Source organism: Diaphorobacter sp. JS3051, assembly GCF_015832135.1.
Taxonomy (GTDB): domain Bacteria; phylum Pseudomonadota; class Gammaproteobacteria; order Burkholderiales; family Burkholderiaceae_C; genus Diaphorobacter; species Diaphorobacter nitroreducens.
In genome coordinates this window covers 3,132,126-3,152,899 of the sequence record NZ_CP065406.1, presented here as the reverse complement: position 1 = coordinate 3,152,899, position 20,774 = coordinate 3,132,126, and the positions used below count along the sequence as shown (strand labels likewise).

The 20,774-nt window shown below is 69.7% G+C and carries 16 protein-coding genes and 2 pseudogenes; 16 read left to right on the top strand and 2 right to left on the bottom strand.

Features of this window, described 5'->3' with window-relative positions:
• The first annotated feature begins 3 nt into the window (after nucleotides 1-3).
• The 5 genes from flgK to I3K84_RS14995 all read left to right on the top strand — a co-directional run bounded on the left by flgK (nucleotide 4) and on the right by I3K84_RS14995 (nucleotide 7,810).
• Nucleotides 4-2,022 carry a flagellar hook-associated protein FlgK gene (gene flgK, locus I3K84_RS15015; RefSeq protein WP_196994894.1) on the top strand — a complete coding sequence of 673 codons (2,019 nt, stop codon included), beginning with the start codon at nucleotides 4-6 and terminating at the stop codon, nucleotides 2,020-2,022.
• A gap of 11 nt (nucleotides 2,023-2,033) precedes the next feature.
• Nucleotides 2,034-3,344 (top strand): flagellar hook-associated protein 3, encoded by a 1,311-nt coding sequence (locus I3K84_RS15010; RefSeq protein ID WP_196994893.1) that lies wholly within the window; start codon nucleotides 2,034-2,036, stop codon nucleotides 3,342-3,344.
• 88 nt (nucleotides 3,345-3,432) lie between these two features.
• The gene (locus I3K84_RS15005) at nucleotides 3,433-4,674 is read left to right on the top strand and encodes an HDOD domain-containing protein (RefSeq protein ID WP_103738062.1); all 1,242 of its coding nucleotides are present in this window, start codon (nucleotides 3,433-3,435) and stop codon (nucleotides 4,672-4,674) included.
• A gap of 70 nt (nucleotides 4,675-4,744) precedes the next feature.
• On the top strand, nucleotides 4,745-6,151 hold the full coding sequence (locus I3K84_RS15000; RefSeq protein WP_196994892.1) for a sodium-dependent transporter: 1,407 nt from the start codon (nucleotides 4,745-4,747) through the stop codon (nucleotides 6,149-6,151).
• Nucleotides 6,152-6,331: 180 nt separating this feature from the next.
• Nucleotides 6,332-7,810, top strand: coding sequence for a nitronate monooxygenase (locus I3K84_RS14995; protein WP_196994891.1), 1,479 nt, complete (start codon nucleotides 6,332-6,334; stop codon nucleotides 7,808-7,810).
• Between the two features lie 49 nt (nucleotides 7,811-7,859).
• On the opposite strand, the gene I3K84_RS14990 is transcribed toward I3K84_RS14995, so the two are convergent.
• Nucleotides 7,860-9,317, bottom strand: a complete 1,458-nt coding sequence (locus I3K84_RS14990; protein ID WP_196994890.1) for a PLP-dependent aminotransferase family protein — start codon at nucleotides 9,315-9,317, stop codon at nucleotides 7,860-7,862.
• 144 nt (nucleotides 9,318-9,461) lie between these two features.
• Here I3K84_RS14990 and I3K84_RS14985 point away from each other — a divergent pair, with 144 nt between their 5' ends.
• The 10 genes and pseudogenes from I3K84_RS14985 to I3K84_RS14940 all read left to right on the top strand — a co-directional run bounded on the left by I3K84_RS14985 (nucleotide 9,462) and on the right by I3K84_RS14940 (nucleotide 19,055).
• On the top strand, nucleotides 9,462-10,061 hold the full coding sequence (locus tag I3K84_RS14985) for a LysE family translocator (protein WP_196994889.1): 600 nt from the start codon (nucleotides 9,462-9,464) through the stop codon (nucleotides 10,059-10,061).
• A gap of 68 nt (nucleotides 10,062-10,129) precedes the next feature.
• Nucleotides 10,130-11,074, top strand: coding sequence for a DMT family transporter (locus I3K84_RS14980; RefSeq protein WP_103738065.1), 945 nt, complete (start codon nucleotides 10,130-10,132; stop codon nucleotides 11,072-11,074).
• Between the two features lie 165 nt (nucleotides 11,075-11,239).
• Nucleotides 11,240-12,418 carry a PLP-dependent aminotransferase family protein gene (locus I3K84_RS14975; RefSeq protein WP_196994888.1) on the top strand — a complete coding sequence of 393 codons (1,179 nt, stop codon included), beginning with the start codon at nucleotides 11,240-11,242 and terminating at the stop codon, nucleotides 12,416-12,418.
• Between the two features lie 114 nt (nucleotides 12,419-12,532).
• Complete coding sequence (locus I3K84_RS14970; RefSeq protein WP_196994887.1) at nucleotides 12,533-13,408, top strand: PhzF family phenazine biosynthesis protein; 876 nt, start codon at nucleotides 12,533-12,535, stop codon at nucleotides 13,406-13,408.
• A complete protein-coding gene (locus tag I3K84_RS14965) occupies nucleotides 13,405-14,382 on the top strand; it encodes a threonine dehydratase (protein WP_196994886.1) in 978 nt (325 codons plus the stop codon). Before I3K84_RS14970 ends, I3K84_RS14965 begins: the two co-directional genes overlap by 4 nt.
• A gap of 174 nt (nucleotides 14,383-14,556) precedes the next feature.
• Nucleotides 14,557-15,645, top strand: coding sequence for a cyclase family protein (locus I3K84_RS14960; RefSeq protein ID WP_196994885.1), 1,089 nt, complete (start codon nucleotides 14,557-14,559; stop codon nucleotides 15,643-15,645).
• Nucleotides 15,646-15,677: 32 nt separating this feature from the next.
• A pseudogene (locus I3K84_RS14955) lies at nucleotides 15,678-16,241 on the top strand (ABC transporter substrate-binding protein); the annotation flags it as partial.
• Between the two features lie 268 nt (nucleotides 16,242-16,509).
• Nucleotides 16,510-17,205: pseudogene (locus I3K84_RS14950) on the top strand (ABC transporter substrate-binding protein); the annotation flags it as partial.
• On the top strand, nucleotides 17,202-18,323 hold the full coding sequence (locus I3K84_RS14945) for an SDR family oxidoreductase (protein ID WP_196994884.1): 1,122 nt from the start codon (nucleotides 17,202-17,204) through the stop codon (nucleotides 18,321-18,323). The pseudogene I3K84_RS14950 and the gene I3K84_RS14945, both read left to right, overlap by 4 nt.
• 60 nt (nucleotides 18,324-18,383) lie before the next feature.
• Entirely contained in the window at nucleotides 18,384-19,055 is a 672-nt protein-coding gene (locus tag I3K84_RS14940; RefSeq protein ID WP_011806938.1) for a histidine phosphatase family protein, read from the top strand.
• Nucleotides 19,056-19,120: 65 nt separating this feature from the next.
• Here the strand turns inward: I3K84_RS14940 and I3K84_RS14935 are convergent, their stop codons facing one another.
• The gene (locus I3K84_RS14935) at nucleotides 19,121-19,948 is read right to left on the bottom strand and encodes a creatininase family protein (RefSeq protein WP_196994883.1); all 828 of its coding nucleotides are present in this window, start codon (nucleotides 19,946-19,948) and stop codon (nucleotides 19,121-19,123) included.
• 50 nt (nucleotides 19,949-19,998) lie between these two features.
• Between I3K84_RS14935 and I3K84_RS14930 the strand changes: the two genes are divergently transcribed.
• On the top strand, nucleotides 19,999-20,751 hold the full coding sequence (locus I3K84_RS14930) for an alanyl-tRNA editing protein (protein ID WP_011806940.1): 753 nt from the start codon (nucleotides 19,999-20,001) through the stop codon (nucleotides 20,749-20,751).
• The last annotated feature ends 23 nt before the right edge of the window (nucleotides 20,752-20,774 follow it).

Genomic DNA, 20,774 nt, shown 5'->3' with positions numbered 1-20,774 from the left:
ACCATGAGTCTTCTGAACGTCGGCGCCCGCGCCCTCCTCGCCAACCAGGTCGCCTTGCAGACCACCGGGCACAACATCGCCAACGTCAGCACGGCCGGATATTCGCGCCAGAACGTGGCGATGGAGACCGTGCAGGGCCAGTTCACCGGCTCAGGCTACATCGGCAACGGCGTGCAGGTGGCGACCATCCTGCGCAATCACAACGAGCTGCTCACGCGCCAGGCCGCGGCCGCACAGGCGGTGCAGGCGGGCGACACCGTGCGCGCCGAGCGCCTCGGCCAGTTGCAGGACGTGTTCCAGGGGGGCACCAGCGGCCTGGGGGCAGCCATCACCGACATGCTGAACTCGCTGGCCGATGTGGTGGCGTCGCCCACCGACATCACGGCGCGCACCGTCACGCTCACCCGCATGGACGAGATGGCCGCTCGCATGCGCAGCAGTGCGGAGCAGCTGCACGAGATCGCCTATTCGGTCAATGAACAGTTGCAGAACGACGCCACGCGCATCAACTCGCTGGCCAAGAGCATCGCCGACGTGAACGAGCAGATCGCCCGCGTGAAGGGCAACGGCCAGAGCCCCAACGACCTGCTGGACAAGCGCGACCAGCTGATTCGCGAACTCAACCAGTTCATCCAGACCACGCAGATCCCAGCGGACGACGGCACGGTGGGCGTGTTCATCGGCGGCAGCCAGGCGCTGGTGCTGGGCGACAAGGCCAGCGAGGTGCTGGTGGCGGAATCCCAGCAGTTCCCGGGAAGCCAGCTCACGCAGCTGTTCTTCAAGCCCGCGGGCGGCGCGCCCGTGGAGTTGAACGAGGGCATGCTGGGCGGCGGCGAAGTGGCCGGCCTGCTGCGTTTTGCCAACCAGGACCTGGCCGAGGGCCGCAACCTGCTGGGGCGCATGGCGCTGGCCATCGGCCGGACGATGAACTACCAACAGGGCATGGGCCTGACACTGGACGGACAGGCCGGCAAGCCACTGTTCTCCGAACCCGATAAGGCGCCGGGCTATACCAGCGGAACGGCACAAGGATTCATCGATTTTCAAACGCCTTTGGGCACTTCCGAGTTCGCCGCATCGGACTACGAGGTGCGGTTTACGGGGGGGCCCACTCCCACTGGCGAGGTTCCAGGGCAAATCATTCGGCTATCCGACGGCAAGACCATCAACGTAGCGAATCTGATGGCCTCAGCGGGTACACAAATGGACGGGCTAACCTTCAAGTTCAGCACCGCGGGCGCCGTCAACGAGCGCGTGCTATTCAAGCCCTTTGCCAGCGCCGCGGCCAACATACAGGCACTGGTGTACTCGCCGCGCGAGCTGGCCGCGGCAAACCCCATCAGTTCGGCCATGGGCACCTCCAACGCGGGCTCGCTGCAACTGGCGGAACTGAAGGCCACTGGCCAGCATTGGGATGCGACTGCAGGCAAGGTGGTTGCCACTGGCGTGCTCAATCTCCCACCCGCTGGAGGGGTGCAGCTCACGTACCGCGACGGGCCACCCTCAGGATTTGTCATCACGGGTACCAATGATCAGCCGCTGAACCTTCCTCCGCCAGCACCCTACACCCCGGGTACGACCGTCGTTCCCTATGTGCCAGGAGAGCCGCTTCGGATCGACGGCTGGTCCATCACTCTGCAGGGCACCCCCAAGGACGGGGACACGGTAACCGTTGGGGATGCCAAGCTCAGTGGCGACTGGTACACCCGCAACGCCGGCAACGCATCGGCCCTCATGGCGCTGCGCGACGTGAAGATGTTCGACGAGTCCACGCTATCCGACGGCTACGCCGGGCTGATGGCCCAGGTGGGCACGCGCACGCAGAGCGCCCAGTACGCGGCCAAGCTCTCGGACTCCATCGCCAGCAATCTGGAAGCCAGCCGCACGGCCGTCTCCGGTGTGAACCTGGACGAGGAGGCCGCGCGGCTCATCCAATACCAGCAGGCCTACCAGGCATCCGCCAAGATGCTGCAGATTGCGCAGAACATTTTCGACAACCTGATCCAGACCATGGGCCGCTGAAAGGAACCGCCATGAGCAGCTCTTTCTATCGCGTCAGCACCGCCAACATGTACGACGCCACGCTGCGCAACCTCAGCGCGCGGCAGAAATCCCTGGTGGACCTGCAGGAGAACCTCACCGCGGGCAAGCGCGTGGTGCGTCCCAGCGACGACCCCGTGGCCGCCGCCCAGGCCGAGCGCGCGCTCACGCGCATCAGCCGCATCCAGACCGAGCAACGCGCGCTGGACGTGCAGCGCAACGCCATCGCGCAGGCCGAGTCCACCCTGGGCGACGCCGTGGGCCTGGTGCAGGAGATTCGCCAGCTGGTCGTGGCCGCCGGTGGCGGCGCGCTCAAGCCCGAGGACCGCAAGACCTACGCCAACCAGATCCAGAGCCTGCGCGAGCAGCTCACGCAGGTGATCAACCGCAAGGACACCAACGGTGTGCCGCTGCTGGGCGCGCTGGGCAGTGCGCTGGAGCCCTTCACCGGCCCGCTACTGAGCAACCCCGACTACCTGTTCGCCGGGCTGCCCGGGCAGGCGGCCAGCGGCGGCACGTCGATTCCCACCACCGTGGACGGGCATGCGGCGCTGATGTTCGATCCGCAGAGGGACGGGGTGTATTACGCCAGCTTGGGCGCCCTTCCTAGCGGCCGCACTCTCACCACCTCGGGGATCACACCCGTGGATCCTTCCCAGGTGACCGGCCACAAATACGCCATTGTGTTCAGCGCAGTGGGACCAGGAGCCACCCCGGGAACCTCGACCGCCACCTACACCATTCAGGATCTAACACTGGGAACTGCTTCGGCGCCCGTCGTCATTCCCGATTTCCCGAACGACAAACCCCTGAGTATCGAAATCTCCGCGGCCGCCAACCCTGCGGTGCATCTTCCCGGTTTGTCATTCACCATCAATGCCGGAGCGATCAAGCAGGCCGATGGCAGCTTGGTGTATTCGCCCGCCAACGGAGATTCGATCACCCTACAGCCCAGCCCCAGCCTGATGAGTAGCATCGACAGCGCCATCCGCGACATCGGCGGCGCGGCCAACAACAACGCCGCCGCCCAGGCCGTCGGCCAGGCCCTGGCCAACATCGACGCCGGCATGGAACGCCTGCACAACATGCGCGGCTATGCGGGCGAGCTGCTCAACCGCGCCGACCGCATCACCGGCGACCAGGACAAGCGCTCGATCCAGCTCGAAGCCGACCGCTCGCGCGCGGAGGACCTCGACATGGTGCAGGGTATTTCGGACTTCCAGAACGCCAGCGTGGGCTACGAGGCCGCGCTCAAGTCCTACGCGCAGGTGCAGCGCCTGTCGCTCTTCAATTTCATCAGCTGACGCCGCGCACGCAGGGTTTCGCCACGTGCGCGCCCGCGCGACTGGCGTGACAATGGCCGGCATCCCGCTCTGACCACACTTCTACCCCATGGTCCAATCCGTTCTTGGCAGCCTGGTGCTGGGCTACCGGCCCCTCTGGAATGCCGCGCGCCGGCTGGCCGGCATCCAGCTGTACGTTCACAGCGAGGGCGCCACCCTGGTGGATGCGCCGCACCTGCTGCGCACCATCCAGGAACTGTGGACCTCCAGCTCGCCGCCGCTGCTGCTGTCCGCTCGCTCGCAGCAGCTGCTGGTGGACCTGCTGGAGCACGCCCCTCGCGGCGCGCCCTGGATCGAAGTGCCCCAGGCCTGGCTGGACGTGCCCGCGATCCGCGAGCGCGCGCGCCAGGCCCACGCCCGCGGCCTGCGCCTGGTGTGGCGCGGCGAGCTGGACCACCTGCCCGACGCCGACACCGCGCGGCTGTTCGACAACAGCCTGCTGCACCTGTCCAGCAGCGACGCCGTGCAGGCCCTGCAGGCCGCGGCTGCGGGGCGCAGCGATGCCAGCCCCCGTGCCGCCGGCCAGCGCAGTCCGCTGATCGCCGGGCAGGTGTATGACAACGTGGCCAGCCGCGCGCTGCTCACGCACTGCCTGGACGAAGGCGGCGCGCTGGCCGTGGCCGGCTGGCCCGTGGAGGACGTGCTCTACAGCCTGCGCCATCGCCAGCCCCAGCCCGCGCACGAGGTGGTGCTCAAGCTCATGAAGGCCATCGACGACGAACAGTCCATCGACCGCTTCGAGCAGATCCTGGGCGAGGACCCGCTGCTGGCCTACCGCTTCATGGTCTACACCAACTCCGCTGCACTCGGCCTGTCCACCGGCGTGGATTCGCTGCGCCGCGGCCTGGTGATGATGGGCTACGGCTCGCTGGGGCGCTGGCTGGCCGACCAGTTGCCGCACGCTGCCACCGAACCCGATCTGCGCCCCATCCGCGCCAGCATGGTGCTGCGCGCGCGCCTGACCGAGCACCTGCTGGACGCTGGCGTGGGCAAAGACCTGCGCCGCGAGGTGTACCTGAGCGGACTGTTCTCGCAGCTGGACGAGGTGCTGCGCGAGCCTCTGGGCACCATCCTGCGCCGCGTGCCGCTGTCCGAGCGGGTGTACGACGCCGCGGTGCTGCGCACCGGCCCCTACGCCCCCAGCCTGGAGATGGCCTGCGCGCTGGAGAGCGACGACGCGGGCGCCATCCGCCAGCTGTGCGAGACGCATGAGCTGGAGCTGGAATACGTCAACCGCGCGCTGCTGCGCGTGCTGTCCGAGCTGGTGGTGGAGCGCCCGCACGCGCACTGATGGCGACTCACGGCCCGTGGTGTTTTTGGGCCGTAGCGCACAATCCAGGCGCGCAGACCACTATCAAATCATGAGCAAATCCGGCCCTTCAAGCACCGATGCCTCCCGCGCCCACGCAGCCACCAGCCGCGGCGCCTTCTCCTCCAGCCTGGGCGTGCTCGCCGCCACGCTGGGTTCCGCCGTCGGGCTGGGCAACATCTGGAAGTTCCCCTCGCTCACCGGGGCCAACGGCCGCGCGGGCTTTCTGCTGATCTACCTGCTCTCGACGCTGTTCATCGGCCTGCCGCTCATGGTGGCCGAGATCGCCATCGGCCGCCAGGCGCGCGCCAATCCCATCTCTGCGCTGCGCCAGTTGCAGCCCCGCGGCGCGCCGTGGTGGTTGATCGGCGTGGCAGGCATGGCGGCGGCGTTCCTGATCATGGCGTTCTATTCCGAGGTCGTCGCCTGGGTGTTTGCCTACGTGGCCAAGGCCCTGTCGGGCAACCTGCTGTCCAGCGACCCGGTGCAGACGCAGGCCAGCTTCGACGCCCTGGTGCGGGACCCGGTGCAGGCGCTGCTGTGGCAGTGGGTGGTGCTGGCCTTCATCGGCGGCATCCTGCTGCTGGGCGTCACCCGCGGCATCGAGGCGGCCACCAAACGGCTGATGCCGCTGCTGTTCCTGCTGCTGGTGCTGCTGGGCGGCTACAGCCTGACGCTGCCCGGCGCGGGCCAGGCGCTGTCGTTCCTGTTCGCGCCCGAGTGGCACAAGATCACGCCCGCGGTGGTGCTGACCGCCATGGGCCTGGCGTTCTTCAAGCTGTCCATCGGCATGGGCACGATGATGACCTACGGCAGCTACTTCACCGCCGAGCAGAACATCCCGGCCACCGCCACGCGCGTGATGCTGGCCGACCTGTCGGTGTCGCTGCTGGCGGGCATGGCGATCTTCCCCGCGGTGTTCAGCTTCGGCTTCCAGCCGTCGGCGGGGCCATCCCTGGTGTTCATCACGATCCCCGCGGTGTTCGCGCAGATGCCGGGTGGCTCGGTGCTGCTGGCGGCGTTCTTCCTCCTCACCGCCATCGCCGCGACCGGCGCCATGCTCTCCCTGATGGAGGTGCCGGTCGTCATCCTGCACGAGCGCTGGGGCCTGAGCCGGCCCCGGGCCACGCTGCTCACGCTGCTGATCCTGGGGCTGCTGGGCGCGGGCTGCGCCCTGAGCCAGAGCACGCTGGCCGCCTTCCAGCCGGGCGGGCGCACCCTGTTCGACTGGGCGGATTACCTCTCGTCCAACCTGCTGCTGCCCGCGGGGGGCATCGCCATCGCGCTCTTCGTCGGCTGGGCCTGGGGCGAGCGCGCATTCGCGGCGCAACTCTCCAACCACGGGCAGTTGGGCAACCAGGGGCTGGCCCGCGTCGTGAGCCTGCTGCTGCGCTGGGTCACGCCGGTGCTGATCCTGCTGGTCATGCTCGCGGGGCTGGGGGTGTTCTCCGGCGCGTGACGGCGCGGCACCCCGGCGTTTTGAGCTAAAACACCGCGCAACCCTTTCCTGGCGAGCGCGAGCAGCTAGTTTTTTCATAGCGCACGCCATCCATGGCGCCGGCATGGCCTTTGCACCGTGCGTGGCGCAGGACGCATGATGGCCGGCTCTTCCATAGCCGCCAGCCCACAGGAGAACTCCATGCACGACGCGCCGCCCGCCACCCCCCTGTGCCGCCTGCTGGGCTGCCGCCTGCCGCTGATGCTCGCGGGCATGGGCGGCGTGTCGCGCAGCGAACTGGTGGCCGCGGTGACCGAGGCCGGCGGGTTCGGCTTCCTGGGCATGGTGCGCGAGCCGCTGGCGCTGATCGAGCGCGAGGTGGCGCAGGTGCGCCAGCGCACGGCCTTGCCCTTCGGCGTGAACCTGATCCCCGCGGCCACGCCCGCGCCCCTGCTGCGCGCGCAGGTGGACCTGCTCATCGCGCTGCAGGTGCCCGTGGTCAGCCTGTTCTGGGACGTGGATGCCGACGTGATTGCCCGGCTGCGCGCAGCGGGCATCACCGTGGTGCACCAGATCGGCTCCGCCGCCGAGGCGCTGCAGGCGCAGGAGGCCGGCGCGCAGGCGCTCATCGCGCAGGGCGTGGAGGCCGGCGGCCATGTGCGCGGGCGCCAGCCGCTGGCCGAGCTGTTGTCCGAGGTACTGGCGATGGCCAGCGTCCCCGTGGCCGCCGCGGGCGGCCTGGCCGATGGGCAGGGCGTGGCGCGTGTACTGGCCCAGGGCGCGCAGGCCGCGGTGCTGGGGACCGCCTTGATGGCCACGCATGAGTCCTTCGCCCACGACGCGCACAAGCAGCGGCTGGTGGCCGCGCAGGCCGGCGACACCGTGCTGACCGAGGACTTCCACATCAACTGGCCGCCCCACGCCGCGGTGCGTGTGCTGGCCAACAGCGTCACGCGGCGCGAGCGCGGCGACCCGTTCGCCGCCACAGGCGACATCCCACGCACGGTGATCGGCGACGAGGAAGGCCGGCCCATCTACCTGTTCAGCACCGACTCGCCGCTGCGCTCCATGACCGGCGACTTCGAGGCCATGGCGCTGTACGCCGGCCAGGGTGTGGGGCGCATCACGGCCATCGAACCCGCGGGCGAGCGGCTGCGCCGCATCGCCGCCGAGGCCGCCGCGCACCTGCGGCTGCTGAACGACACGCCCGTGGCCGTGGCGTCCCCCGTGTGCTACGCGGGGGATGCGGAGCGCGAGCGCCACGCCCCACTCATCGCGCGGCTGGACGAGCTGCTGGAGGCCGAGCGCGCCGGCGCGCGCGTGGCGCTGCGCAGCCGCACCGAAACCGAGGACGAAGCGCTGCGCGCGCTGATCGACGCCATCCACCGCGACGAAGTGAAGTGGTGCGGCATGCTGATGCGCGCCATCCGCACGCTGGAGGGCACGCCCGGCAGCCGCACGGGCGACTTCTACGACAAGGCCATGGCCGTGCCCGACCTGCGCGAGCGCCTGGCCTTCCTCAACCGCGGCCAGGGCTGGGTGGCCAAGAAGCTGCGCGAGCTGCTGCCGCTGGTGGACGATGCGGGCATCCGCACCGGGCTGCAGGAGATGCTGCAGGCGCACGTGGACAACCTGGACAAGGTGAACACCGCCTTGGGGCTCACGCCGCCGCGGCGTTGACGCCAACGCTACGTAAAAGAGAGCTGCTTGCGCTTGCCCATCAAGCGCTTCAGCCCGATTGGACCACTCTCTTCCACGTGCGCCAGAACGCCGGGTCCTGCGTGGTGCAGAAGTTGATGCGCATCAGCGTGCAGGGGCGGCGCGTGGCGTGGAACAGCGCGCCGGGCGCGATGAGGTAGCCCTCGTCCAGCATGCGCTGGGCCAGCATGTCGGTGTCCACGCCGGTTTCCACCCAGCCGAACATGCCCGCGGGCTCGGCGGCAAAGCTGCAGCCCGCCTCCAGCGCCAGTTGCACGCTGCGCGCGCGGGCCTGCGCCAGGCGCAGCCGCATGCGGTCGGCATGGCGGCGCAGCTGGCCCTGCTCGATGCACAGCGCCAGGGCCTTCTCCAGCAGCGAGGGCGTGGTCAGCGTGGACAGCAGCTTGGTGTCCAGCAGCCGCTCCACCAGGTCGGGCGGCGCGGCCAGGTAGCCCACGCGCCAGTTGGGCGCCAAGATCTTGGCGAAGCCGCTCACGTAGATGGTGCGGCGCAGCCCGTCCAACGCCGTCAGGCGCGTGGCGTGGTCGGCGGCGATGTGGCCGTAGGTGTCGTCCTCGACCACGTGGAAGTTGTGCTGCTGCGCCAGCTGCAGCACCTGGTGCGCGCTGCCCGGCGACAGGCTGTAGCCCGTGGGGTTGTGCAGCACGCTCACGCTCACGAACAGCTTGGGCGCATGCAGCTCGCAGTAGCGCGCCATGACGGCGAGGTCCGGCCCCTCGGGGCCGCGCGGCACGGGCAGCACGCGCATGCCCAGCGCGTCCAGGCGCGCGAACTCCACCGACCAGCCGGGCTCCTCCACCATCACCGGGTCGCCCGCCTTGAGCAGCGTGCGGCTCACGATGTCCAGCGCCTGCGTGGCGCCCACGGTGGTCATGATCTGATCGGGCTGGGCGTGGATGTTGATGTCGGCCATGCGCCGCGCCAGCGCCTCGCGCAGCGCGGGCTCGCCCATGGGCTCGCCGTAGCTCAGGGAGCCGTCGCGCAGCGCGCTGCTGCCGGTGATCTTGCGCACCGCGGCGCCCATGAAGCGCGCCTCGTCCAGCCAGCCGATGGGCAGCACGCCCGCACCGGGCTGGGGCTTGCTCGACGCCTGGTGGAACATGCCGCGGATCAGCGCGGTGGCGTTGATGTGCGAGCCCGACAGGCGCACGCCGACGCCGGCCAGCGGCGACACATTTTTTGCTCCTTTTGTAGGAGCTGTCAGCGCTTGCCCATCGGGCGTCGGAGCCTGTTTTTGCACAAAATCGCGCACGAAGAAGCCACGCTGGCGCCGGGCCTCCACCAGCCCCTGGGCCAGTAGCTTGTCGTAGGCTGCCACCACGGTGTAGGGGCTCACGCCCTGCTGGCGCGCGCATTCGCGCACCGAAGGCAGGCGGGCCCCCGCGGGCAGCAGCCGCGCGTGGATGCGCTCGGCAAAGCGCTCGGCGAGCTGTTCGGTCAGGGTGCGGTCGGGGGTGCGGGTCAGCATGGAGGCGTTTCCTGAGCCGGCACTGTGCCAATGCAATTGCCGATACAGTGCATGAAATTGTGGGGTTTGACTGTATTGGTACTGTAATGGACTTTGCCCCTACAGTGCATCGCATAACTTCATTCCCAACGATGGACCCCACCCATGCCCCTGGTTGAATTCACCGCCCTGCTGGTGCTGGCCACTGCCATGAGCTTTACCCCCGGGCCCAACACCACCCTGTCCACCGCGCTGGCCGCCAACCGCGGCCTGCCCGCCGCCATGCGCTTCGTGGTGGCGGTGCCCGTGGGCTGGAGTCTGCTGCTGGTGCTGTGCGCCGCCGGGCTGGGCGCGGTGGTGGTGGCGGTGCCGGCGCTGCGCTGGGCCATCAAGGCCCTGGGCATCGGCTACCTGCTGTGGCTCGCGTTCAAGCTGTCGAACACGGGCCGTCTGTCCGAGGCCGATGCGGCACGCCTGTCGGTGGGCTTCTGGCAGGGCGTGGCGCTGCAGTTCGTGAACATCAAGGCCTGGCTGCTCGCGCTGACCATCGTGGCCGGCTGGGTCATCGGGCGCGACGACAGCCTGCAGCGCATGGCCGTGGTGCTGCCGGCAATGGCCTTCTTCGCACTGTCCAGCAACTTCACCTATGCGGCCACCGGCGCGCTGCTGCGCCACTGGCTGGCCCACGGGCAGCGCCTGCTGTGGTTCAACCGCGCGATGGCCGTCGTGCTGCTGGCCACGGCGCTGTGGATGGTGGCCGCATGAGACCGGCGCATCCTCATTGGTCGAAAGGCCGCGGAGCAGGCCAAGCCAGCGGACGCCGTGGAGCTGGCTTGGCCAGGCCACCGGCGGCGTCCCCCTGGAGGGGGAAGGCGCGAAGCGACTCAGGGGGTGATTCGGAATCACGGGGCCTGCTGCTGGGCTTGCTGGGCGTGGCGATCTTCGCGCTCACCCTGCCCATGACGCGCCTGGCCGTCGGCACGCCCGAGGCACCGCTGATGTCCGGCCTGTTCCTGGCCATGGGCCGCGCGGCGGTGGCCGGGCTGCTGTCGGCCGCGCTGCTGCTGTGGCAGCGCGCCCCATTGCCGCAGCGCGGCGACTGGTGGCCGCTGGCCGTGACGGCGCTGGGCGTGGTGTTCGGCTTTCCGCTGCTCACCTCCATCGCCATGCGCTACGTGGGCGCCGTGCACGCGGCCGTGATCATCGGCCTGCTGCCGCTGGCGACCGCCACCGTGGGCGCGCTGCTGCACCGCCAGCGGCCGTCTGCCGCGTTCTGGGCCTGCGCGCTGCTGGGCTCGGCGCTGGTGGTGGTGTTCGCGGTGCTGCGCTCGGGCCGGCAGGGCCTGTCGCTGCATCCGGCCGATCTGCTGCTGATGGCCGCCGTGGCCTGCGCCGCCGTGGGCTACGCCTGGGGCGGGCGGCTGGCGCAGCACATGCGCGCCGATGCGGTGATCTGCTGGGCCCTGGTGCTGTCGCTGCCCGTATCGCTGCCGCTGGCCTGGCTGGCATGGCCGCAGGCGGCGGTGCCTGCCGCGGCCTGGGCTGGCTTTGCCTACGTGGCGGTGTTTTCGATGTGGCTGGGCTTCTTCGCCTGGTACCGCGGCCTGGCCCTGGGCGGCACGGTGCGGGTGAGCCAGGTGCAACTGGCCCAGCCGTTCATGAGCATGCTGTTTGCCGTGCCGCTGCTGGGCGAGTCGCTGGACGCGGTGAGCGTGGCGTTTGGCCTGGCGGTGCTGGCCACCGTGGCCCTGGGGCGGCGCATGCCGGTGCGCCGGTGAACCGCCGCCCCGCGAAAACCCTGGACCCGGCGCCGCGCCCCTCGGGCGGTGCGCCGTTGCCGTATGCTGCGCGCGCTGCCCCACCCGCAGGGCCGCACACCGCCGCACAACGGCATTTCTGAGTGGATAGACGGCGCGCAGCAGCGCGCCATTGGAGATAAACGAATGACGAACTGGACCCTGGCCGCACGCGCCGAAAAGATGAACCCCTCGGTGATCCGGGAAATCCTGAAGGTGACCGAGAAGCCCGGCATCATCAGCCTGGCCGGCGGGCTGCCCTCGCCCAAGACCTTCCCGATCGAATCCTTCGCCGCCGCGGCCGCTTCCGTGCTGGCCACCGACGGCGCATCGGCGCTGCAGTACGCGGCCAGTGAGGGCTATACCCCGCTGCGCGAGGCCATTGCCGCATTCCTGCCCTGGGACGTGCACCCCGACCAGGTGCTGATCACCACCGGATCGCAGCAGGCGCTGGACCTGATCGGCAAGGTGCTCATCGACGCGGGCAGCCGCGTGCTGGTGGAAACGCCCACCTACCTGGGCGCGCTGCAGGCCTTCGCGCCCATGGAACCCCAGGTGGTGTCGGTGGCCAGCGACAGCGAGGGCGTGCTGATCGACGACCTGGCGGCCAAGGCCGGCAGCGGCGCGGACAAGGCGCGCTTCCTGTACGTGCTGCCCAACTTCCAGAACCCCACGGGCCGCACCATGAGCGAAGCCCGCCGCGAGGCCCTGGTGGCCCAGGCCGCCGCGCTGAACCTGCCGCTGGTGGAAGACAACCCCTATGGCGACCTGTGGTTTGACCAGGCGCCCCCCAAACCCCTGACGGCGCGCAACCCCGAGGGCTGCATCTACATGGGTTCGTTCTCCAAGGTGCTGGCCCCCGGCCTGCGCCTGGGCTACGTCGTCGCGCCGCGCCAGATGTACCCCAAGCTGCTGCAGGCCAAGCAGGCGGCCGACCTGCACACGCCCAGCTTCAACCAGCGCCTGGTGTCCGAGGTCATCAAGAACGGCTTCCTGGACCGCCACGTGCCCACCATCCGCCAGCTCTACAAGGAGCAGTGCCAGGCCATGGTGGCCGCGCTGGAGCAGGAGATGCAGGGCCTGGGCGTGACCTGGAACCGCCCCGACGGCGGCATGTTCCTGTGGCTGCGCCTGCCCGAAGGCATGAGCGCGCTGCAACTGCTGCCGCGCGCGGTGGAGCGCAACGTGGCCTTCGTGCCCGGCGCGGCCTTCTACGCCGACCAGCCGGACGACCGCGCGCTGCGCCTGTCCTTCGTCACGGCGTCGCAGGGCCAGATCCGCACCGCGATTGCCGCGCTGGCCGCCGCCATCCGCGAAGCGGCCTGACGCCCTTCAAACCCTGACCTTCCCGCGCGGGAAGGTGGCTGCAGCCCTGCGCACGCGCAGGTGCCGCCGCCGCATGCCCGCCCCATCCTCTATCACCACCACCGGAGCCGTTCCATGCGCCTGCGCCCGTTCCAGCAAGTCGATGTCTTCACCGCTACGCCCTACCGCGGCAACCCGCTGGCCGTGGTGCTGGACGGCGAGGGCCTGTCCACCGAGGAGATGCAGCGGTTCACCAACTGGACCAACCTGTCCGAGGCCACCTTCGTGCTGCCGCCGACGCCCGAGGGTCATGCGGCCGGCGCGGACTACCGCGTGCGCATCTTCTGCCCCGGGCGCGAGCTGCCCTTTGCCGGCCACCCCACGCTGGGCACCTGCCACGCCTGGCTGCAGGCCGGCGGCCAGCCGCGCGCCACGGGGCGCATCGTGCAGGAATGCGGTGTGGGGCTGGTCACACTGCGGCGCGACGGCGAGCAGCTTGCCTTTGCCGCGCCCCCGCTCGTCAAGAGCGGCCCGCTGGCCGAGGAGGACGTGCAGCTCATCGCACGCGGCCTGGGCGTGGCGCGGGACGACATCGTGGCGCATGCCTGGTGCGACAACGGCCCCAACTGGCGCGGCGTGATGCTGCGCTCGGCCGAGCAGGTACTCGGACTGCGGCCCGACGGCGCGGTACTGGCCGGGCTGGACGTGGGCGTGGTGGGGCCGCGCGGCAAGGTCGGCGTGGTGGGCGCCAGCGATGCCGAGGGCATCGCGTTCGAGGTGCGCGCCTTCTTCCCGGGCAACAACGGTCTGGCGGAAGACCCCGTCACCGGCAGCCTGAACGCGGCGCTGGCGCAATGGCTCATCGGCGCGGGCCTGGCGCCCAGCCGCTATGTGGCCAGCCAGGGTACGGCGCTGGGCCGCGCCGGGCGCGTGCATGTGCAGCAGGACGGCCCGCAGATCTGGGTGGGCGGCCACTCCGTCACCTGCGTGCGCGGCGAGGTGCGGCTGTGACGCGCGCCGCAGCACCGCTGCCCACGCTGGCCGACATCGAAGCCGCGGCACGCACCGTCTACCAGGAGTTCCAGCCCACGCCGCAGTACCGCTGGGGCCTGCTGGGCGAGCGCCTCGGCACGGAGTGCTGGCTCAAGCACGAGAACCACAACCCGGTGGGCGCGTTCAAGATCCGCGGCGGCCTGACGTACTTCGACCAGCTGGCGCAGCGGGGTGAGCTGCCGCACGAGGTCATCAGCGCCACGCGCGGCAACCACGGCCAGAGCATCGGCTGGGCCGCGCGACGCCATGGCGTGGCCTGCACCATCGTCGTGCCGCACGGCAATTCGGTGGAGAAGAACGCGGCCATGCGCGCACTGGGCGTGAACCTGGTGGAGCACGGCGACGACTTCCAGGCCGCCCGCGAGCACGCCCTGCAACTGGCCGTCGAACGCGGCGCCCACATGGTGCCCAGCTACCACCCCGACCTGGTGCGCGGCGTGGCCACCTACTGGTGGGAATTCCTGCGCGCCGTGCCGCACATGGATGTGGCCTATGTGCCCATCGGCCTGGGTTCCGGCGCCTGCGCTGCCGTGGCGGCCAAGCGGGCATTGGGACATGGAGTGCGCCTGGTGGGCGTGGTGAGCTGCCACGCCACCACCTATGCCGACTCGTTCGCCGCGGGCCATGTGGTGGCGTCGCCCGTCAGCACGCAGATCGCCGACGGCCTGGCGGTGCGCATGGCCGACCCGGACGCATTGGCCGTGCTGCTGCCTGAACTGGACCGGGTGGTGCAGGTCAACGATGACGCAGTGGCCGCCGCCATGCGCGCGCTGTTCACGGACACCCACAACGTGGCCGAGGGCGCGGGCGCAGCGGCACTGGCTGCCGCGCTGCAGGAGCGGGAAGCCCTGCGCGGCCAGTGCGTGGGCCTGCCGCTCACAGGCGGGAATGTGGATGCGGCGTTGTTCGCCCGGGTACTGATGGGGCAGTGACTGCGGGTTTCGACCTGCAAAACACGCCGCACGAGGCCGGCCGGAGAACGCCAGGGTTTTCCCGGCGGGTGATTTCAACCAACAAAACTTTCATCGCGGTGTTTGACGCAGCCCTGCCTGCGCCAACACCATTGCTTCCAAGCCGCACCCATCCGCGGCGCTGGAGACACCAATATGCGATGGAGACAACGCCCCGCCGGCTCCAACTGGGGTGACTTCGGGCCCGACGACCAGTTGGGCCGCACCAACCTGATCGGCCCGGAGCAGGTGCGCAAGGGCGTGCAGGAAGTGCGCGAGGGCATCAGCCTGTGCCTGTCGCTGCCGCTGGACTACCCTGGCGGCAACGTGCTGAACGCGCGCCGCCTGCCGCCCCAACTGCGCCCCACGCGGCGCGAAGGCATTCCGTACGTCAACTTTCCGCTGGGCCATGTGTACCCCGGCGCCACCGACGTGGTCAGCGACGACCAGGTGCTGCTGTCGTTGCAGTACTCCACGCAATGGGACTCGCTGGCGCATGTGGGCGCGCTGTTCGACCCCGACGGCGATGGCCAGCCGCGCACGGTGTACTACAACGGCTACCGCGGCCACGAGCACATCCTGGGTCCGCAGGACCATGGCATCCCCGCGCGCGACGGCGACGGCGCGGCGGCGCGTTACCAGCCCGTGTGCTGCGCCGGCCGCGCGCCGGACGAGAGCGTGGCCCGCGCGCTGGGCGTGGAGCACCTGGCCGTGAAGGGCATGCAGGGGCGCGGCGTGCTGGTGGACCTGGAGCGCGCCTACGGCACCGACTTCCGCGACATCGGCTACGACGAACTCATGCGTGCCATGGAGCGCAGCGGCGCCAGCGTGGAGCACGGCGACATGCTGCTGCTGCGCACCGGCTTTGCCGAGCTGGTGCTGTCCATGCAGCGCCAGCCCGACGCGCACCGCCTGCACCACAGCTGCGCCGCGCTGGACGGATGCGACGAAAAGCTGCTGCAGTGGATCACCGACAGCGGCATCGCCGCGCTGATCGCCGACAACTACGCCGTGGAGCGCCACCCGCCACGCCGCGTTCCCGAGGACGGTGCGCCCTACCCCGTGCTGCCGCTGCACGAGCACTGCCTGTTCAAGCTGGGCCTGCCGCTGGGCGAGCTGTGGTACCTGAAAGAACTGGCCGACCACCTGCACACCCTCGGGCGCACCCGCTTCCTGCTCACCGCGCCACCGCTGCGCCTGCCGGGCGCCGTGGGCTCGCCCGTGACCCCCATTGCCACCCTGTGATTCCCAAACACACACCAACGAAGGAGACAACCATGAACCGCCCCGTCCACCTCACTCCGCGTCCCCTGACCCGCGCCTGCCGCGCGCTGTGCACGGGCCTTGCCCTGCTGGCCGCCACGGCCACCGTCACCGCCCAGGACACGGCAATTTCTGACGACGTGGTGCGCCTGGGCATCCTCACCGATCTGAACGGTCCGTTCGCCGACATCACCGGCCCCGGCAGCGCCGCCGCCATCCAGATGGCCATCGACGACTTCGGCGGCAAGGTAGCGGGCAAGAAGATCGAACTGGTGGTGGCCGATCACCAGAACAAGGCCGACATCGCCTCCAGCAAGGCGCGCGAGTGGTTCGATACCGGCAAGGTGGACGCCATCATGGACGTGGCCGTCTCCGCGCCCGCGCTGGCGGTGCTGGAGGTGGCCAAGCAAAAGCAGAAGGTCGTCATCTTCAACGGCCCCGGCCTGGACCGCCTCACGGGCGACCTGTGCATGCCCAGCACCGTGCACTACGTGTACGACACCTACGCCCTGGCCAACGTAACGGCCAGCGCCATCACCGCACGCGGCGGAAAGGACTGGTTCTTCATCACCGCCGACTAGGGCCTGTTCACACTATTTTTGCCAGTGCGAATGGCGTGAAAACCGCGCCAATCTAGGCGCGTGACGACGCCAAGGCCGGGGCCTTGGCTAGGAGGGCAACGACGAATGGCGCGGTTTTCACTCCGTTCCCTCCGGGTTGCGATCAAAAAGGGCCATTCGCGGCGTTGCCAAGCCTCGCTGGGGTAGCACCCCAGCTTCGTTTGGCGCCTTGCGCCTGGCCCTTTTTGATCGCAACGCATCTGGCAAAAATAGTGTGAACAGGCCCTACGCCTTCGGCCACAGCCTGCAGGAGCAGGCCAGCGCCGTGGTCACGGCCCAGGGCGGCAAGGTGCTGGGCGCGGCCCGCCACCCGATCGCTGCGAGCGACTTCGCCTCGTTCCTGATCAGCGCGCAGAACAGCAAGGCCCAGGTCGTCGGCCTGGCCAACGCGGGGGGCGATACGGTGAACACCATCAAGGCCGCGCGCGAGTTCGGCCTGACCACGGGCAAGAACAAACAGACCCTGGCCGGCCTGCTCATGTACATCAACGACATCCACGCCATCGGCCTGCGCACCGCCGGCGGCCTGATGCTGACCGAGGGCTTCTACTGGGACATGAACGACGAGACGCGCGCCTGGTCCAAGCGCTACTTCGAGAAGATGAAGAAGATGCCCAACATGAGCCAGGCGGGCGCCTATTCATCGACCATGCATTACCTGAAGGCCGTGCAGGCCGCCAAGACCGACGACACGGCCCAGGTCATGGCCAAGATGAAGGCCACGCCCATCAACGACTTCTTCGCCAAGAACGGCCGCATCCGCGAGGACGGCCGCATGGTGCATGACATGTACCTGTTCGAGGTCAAGTCGCAGGCCGAGTCCAAGTACCCGTGGGACTACTACAAGCTCGTGGCCACGGTGCCCGGCGACAAGGCCTTCCTGCCACTGTCGCAGTCCAAGTGCCCCATGGTGAAGAAATGACGAACACCGTACTCGTCGTGGGCGCCACCGGCGTCGTGGGCCAGGCCTGCCTGCGCCACTTCGCCGCCCTGCCCGGCTGGCGCGCCGTGGGCGTGGCGCGCCGCGCCATCGCCCTGCCCGCGGGCGCCACCGCGCTGCAGCTGGACCTGCAGGACGCGGCGGCCTGCCAGGCTGCGCTGGGCGCACGGGACGACATCACCCATGTGGTCTATGCCGCCGTGTACGAGCAGCCCGGGGGCCTCGTGGGCGGTTGGCGCGACCAGGAGCAGATGCGCATCAACCTGCAAATGCTGCGCAACGTGGTCGAGCCGCTGGACCGCCCGGGCGGTGCGCTGCGCCATGTGACCATCATGCAGGGCGGCAAGGCCTACGGCGTGCACATCCACCCGCAGATCGCCGTGCCCGCACGCGAACGCTGGCCGCGCGACCCCCACGAGAACTTCTACTGGCTGCAGGAGGACTTCCTGCGCGAGCGCCAGGCCAAGGGCCCGTGGCACTTCACCATCATGCGCCCGCGCATCGTGTTCGGCGACGCGGCGGGCAGCAACATGAACCCCATCCCGGCCATCGGCGTCTATGCCTGGCTGCGCCATGAACAGGGCCTGCTCCTGGCCTACCCCGGCGGCCCGGCGCGCGTGAACCAAGCCATCGACGCCGACCTGATCGCCCAGGCCTGCGCCTGGGCTGCCGAGTCGCCCAACGCACGCAACGAAACCTTCAACCTGGAAAACGGCGACGTGTTCGTCTGGCAGAACGTCTGGCCCACCATTGCCGACGCGCTGGGCATGCCCGTGGGCGAACCCGAGCCCCAGTCGCTGGCCACCGCGCTGGCCGACCAGCAGCCCGCGTGGGAACGCCTGGTGGACAAGTACCAGCTGGCGGCGCCGCGCGATCTGACCGCCTTCATCGGCCAGGGCGCAGCGTACGCCGACTTCCAGATGAACCACGGCAGGGCCGCCCCGCTGCCGCCGGTGATCATGAGTTCGGTGAAGATCCGCCAGGCGGGCTTTCATGCGTGCATGGACACCGAGGACATGTTCCGCAAATGGTTCGGCCAGTTGCAGCAGCGCCGCCTGCTGCCCACGGCGGCGCAGGCGCGGGCGGCGCTTGCAGCCTAGCGCGCCGCCGGTCGCAGCCGCGACAAGCGCGCGGCTGCGGCCTCGCCACAATTCCAGACCATGGGAACCCTCTACCTCGTGCGCCACGGCCAGGCCTCGTTTGGCGCGGACGACTATGACCAGCTCAGCCCGCGCGGCCATGAGCAGGCGGTGCGCCTGGGCGCGTACTGGCGCGAGCGCGGGCTGCAGTTCGATGCGGTGCTGTGCGGCACGCTGCGGCGCCATGCGCAGACGCTGCAAGGCATCCAGCAAGGGCTGGAGGGCACGCCCGAGCCCCTGCTGATGCCGGGACTCAACGAATACGACAGCCATGCACTGATCCACTGCGTGCACCCCATGCCGTTGCCGCGCCCCGACACGCCCGAGCTGTACAAGCAGCACTTTCGCCTGCTGTGCGATGCCATGGCGCAGTGGATGGCGGGCACCATCAGCCCGGCGGGCATGCCCTGCTGGGACGATTTCTCTGGCGGGGTGCGCGCGGCGCTGGACCATGTACGGCGCCAGCACACGGGACACAACGTGCTGCTGGTCTCCAGCGGCGGGCCCATCGCCGCCGCCGTGGGCGAGGTGCTCTGCACCCCGCCCGAGGTCACGATCGCGCTGAACATGCGCATCCGCAACAGCGCGGTCACGGAGTTCAGCATCAGCCCCAAACGCCTGATGCTGCAGACCTTCAACACGCTGCCGCACCTGGACACGCCCGAACACCGCGGCTGGGCAACGCACGCCTGAGAACGTTTGCTATTGAAAAGCGAGCTGTTAGCGCTTGATGGAAAAGCGCTAGAGCCGATTTTTGCTTAAATTTTTGCCACCGTCTCGGGCGGCAGCGCATGCAGCTCGCCCAGCAACTGGGCCAGCCCCCTTGCGGCAGCCTGCACCATGGCCTGGCCCTGGGTGGCAGTGGCGGCCGCGGCATTGCCAACGGCGCCGGCGGGGTTGTAGTCCTCGATGGCCCAGCCCATCTTGGCGCTCTTGCCGTTGCCCAGCAGCCCGTAGCGCGCCGCGCGGTCCTGCGAGGTCGAGGGGAAATGCTGCGCATGCTCCATGCGCACGGTGGCGGGCGCCAGGTGCAGCATCATGGACGTCTCGATCTCACCGCCGTGGATGCCGAAGCGGTGCTCCTGCGCAGCAAAACGTGCGTTGTTGGCCTCGTCCACCAGGTTGAACCAGCTGCTGCCGTACACCAGCAACCCGTGGCGCTGGCGCAGCTCGCGCGCCACGATGTCCATGGCCGCCACGTTGCCCCCGTGGCCGTTGAGCAGCAGGAGCTTCTTCACCCCCGCGCGCGCGATGCAGGCGCCCAGCTCGGTCCACAGCGCGATCAGCGTGGCGGGCGACAGCGTGAGCGTGCCGGGGTAGGACAGGTGCTCGGTGGACAGGCCCACGTTCTGCGCCGGCAGCAGCAGCACGGGCAGATCGGCGGGCAGCAAGGGCAGCGCAGCGTCGATCACGCCGGCCAGCAGCGTGGCATCGACCGACAGCGGCAGGTGCGGCCCATGCTGCTCGACGGCGGCCACGGGCAGCACCGCCACGGTCTGCGCGGCCAGGCCCGAGGCCTGCGCCTGGGCAAAGTCGCGGGCGGACAGATCGGCCCAAAAGCGGGAGGGATATCGCATGCGGGCCATCTTAGAGCCTGTCCGCGCACTCCTGGGCGGACGCTCTACCATTGCCCACCATGACCCACGACCTTTTCCGCGCCGACAGCTACCTGCGCGAATGCAGCGCCACCGTCACCGCCCTCACGCCCGAAGGTGGCGTGGTGCTGGACCGCACCGTGTTCTACCCGCTGGGCGGCGGCCAGGCCGGCGATGCCGGCGTGCTGCTGCGCCCCGATGGCACGGCACTGGCCATCGCCGACACGCGCAAGGGCAAGGACGCCGAGGGGCGGCCCACCGCGGACATCGTGCATGTGCCCGCGCCGGGCCAGGCGCTGGGACTGGCGGTGGGCGACGCGGTCACGGCGCGCATCGACTGGGAGCGCCGCCACCGGCTGATGCGCTTTCACACCACCACGCACCTGCTGTGCCACATCGTCGCGCAGCCGGTGAACGGCTGCTCGATCACGCCCGACTACGCGCGCCTGGACTTCCACATGGACGGTGCGCTGGACAAGGACGCGCTCACCGCCGCCATCGCGCGCCTGGTGGCGCAAGACCATGCGGTGACCATCGGCGCGATCAGCGACGCGGCACTGGACGCCAACCCGCAGCTCGTCAAGAGCATGAGTGTGCAGCCCCCGCGCGGCACCGGCACGGTGCGCACGGTGCGCGTGGGCGGCGCCTGCGACGGCGACGCCGCACAGATCGACCTGCAGCCCTGCGGCGGCACGCATGTGGCGCGCACCGGCGAGATCGGCGCCGTGGTGGTCACCAAGATCGAGAAAAAGGGCGCCATGTCGCGCCGCGTGGTGCTGGGCTTGGGCGCCTGAACGCCAGCCCCCAAGGAACCAAA

Excerpts from the sequence above, each read along its gene's own strand:
- flgK (WP_196994894.1), top strand. The coding sequence starts at position 4 with ATGAGTCTTCTGAACGTCGGCGCCCGCGCCCTCCTCGCCAACCAGGTC.
- I3K84_RS15010 (WP_196994893.1), top strand. The coding sequence starts at position 2,034 with ATGAGCAGCTCTTTCTATCGCGTCAGCACCGCCAACATGTACGACGCC.
- I3K84_RS15005 (WP_103738062.1), top strand. The coding sequence starts at position 3,433 with ATGGTCCAATCCGTTCTTGGCAGCCTGGTGCTGGGCTACCGGCCCCTC.
- I3K84_RS15000 (WP_196994892.1), top strand. The coding sequence starts at position 4,745 with ATGAGCAAATCCGGCCCTTCAAGCACCGATGCCTCCCGCGCCCACGCA.
- I3K84_RS14995 (WP_196994891.1), top strand. The coding sequence starts at position 6,332 with ATGCACGACGCGCCGCCCGCCACCCCCCTGTGCCGCCTGCTGGGCTGC.
- I3K84_RS14990 (WP_196994890.1), bottom strand. The coding sequence starts at position 9,317 with ATGCTGACCCGCACCCCCGACCGCACCCTGACCGAACAGCTCGCCGAG.
- I3K84_RS14985 (WP_196994889.1), top strand. The coding sequence starts at position 9,462 with ATGCCCCTGGTTGAATTCACCGCCCTGCTGGTGCTGGCCACTGCCATG.
- I3K84_RS14975 (WP_196994888.1), top strand. The coding sequence starts at position 11,240 with ATGACGAACTGGACCCTGGCCGCACGCGCCGAAAAGATGAACCCCTCG.
- I3K84_RS14970 (WP_196994887.1), top strand. The coding sequence starts at position 12,533 with ATGCGCCTGCGCCCGTTCCAGCAAGTCGATGTCTTCACCGCTACGCCC.
- I3K84_RS14960 (WP_196994885.1), top strand. The coding sequence starts at position 14,557 with ATGCGATGGAGACAACGCCCCGCCGGCTCCAACTGGGGTGACTTCGGG.
- I3K84_RS14945 (WP_196994884.1), top strand. The coding sequence starts at position 17,202 with ATGACGAACACCGTACTCGTCGTGGGCGCCACCGGCGTCGTGGGCCAG.
- I3K84_RS14940 (WP_011806938.1), top strand. The coding sequence starts at position 18,384 with ATGGGAACCCTCTACCTCGTGCGCCACGGCCAGGCCTCGTTTGGCGCG.
- I3K84_RS14935 (WP_196994883.1), bottom strand. The coding sequence starts at position 19,948 with ATGGCCCGCATGCGATATCCCTCCCGCTTTTGGGCCGATCTGTCCGCC.
- I3K84_RS14930 (WP_011806940.1), top strand. The coding sequence starts at position 19,999 with ATGACCCACGACCTTTTCCGCGCCGACAGCTACCTGCGCGAATGCAGC.